Annotated in this window: 1 protein-coding gene and 1 pseudogene; one reads left to right on the forward strand and one right to left on the reverse strand. The window is 50.1% G+C overall.

Features of this window, described 5'->3' with window-relative positions; genetic code table 11:
• Positions 1 to 180, forward strand: a 180-nt coding sequence (locus RTW80_RS27395) for a TonB-dependent receptor (protein WP_312721234.1), incomplete at its 5' end; no start/stop codon positions are given.
• A gap of 44 nt (positions 181 to 224) precedes the next feature.
• On the opposite strand, the pseudogene RTW80_RS27400 reads toward RTW80_RS27395, so the two are convergent.
• Positions 225 to 429, reverse strand: a pseudogene (locus RTW80_RS27400) (Salmochelin siderophore protein IroE); the annotation flags it as partial.

The raw sequence follows: 429 nt of genomic DNA on the forward strand, positions 1-429 counted from the left end.
GAGCTGGGCGCTTATTCACTGGTGGGGACGAACTTCAATTACGATATTAATAAAAATCTGCGTCTTAATGTCGGCGTCAGTAATATCCTCAATAAACAGATCTTCCGATCTTCTGAAGGGGCGAATACCTATAACGAGCCAGGCCGGGCTTACTATGCCGGAGTTACCGCATCATTCTGATCGTAGTGTTTCAGGCGTACTGCCCGCGTAAAAGCGGGCAGTGTTTAGTGGCTTAACTCATGACAACCTGCTGTGTAATTTGCGTTTTCACCACTGATATCTAACAGTGCCTGGCGAAAGGAGGCATTGAACATCGGCCCGTGTCCCAGGTTTGGGAAATCCCAAAAGGCGGCATTGACGCCTTTATCTTCCAGCGTGGCGAGGGTGGCATGAATTTTCGTCAGCACTCCGGCAGCATGCGTTTCCCGG

The sequence above is a fragment of the Escherichia sp. AM3 genome (genome assembly GCF_032029835.1).
In the GTDB taxonomy this organism is placed as follows: Bacteria; Pseudomonadota; Gammaproteobacteria; order Enterobacterales; family Enterobacteriaceae; genus Escherichia; species Escherichia coli.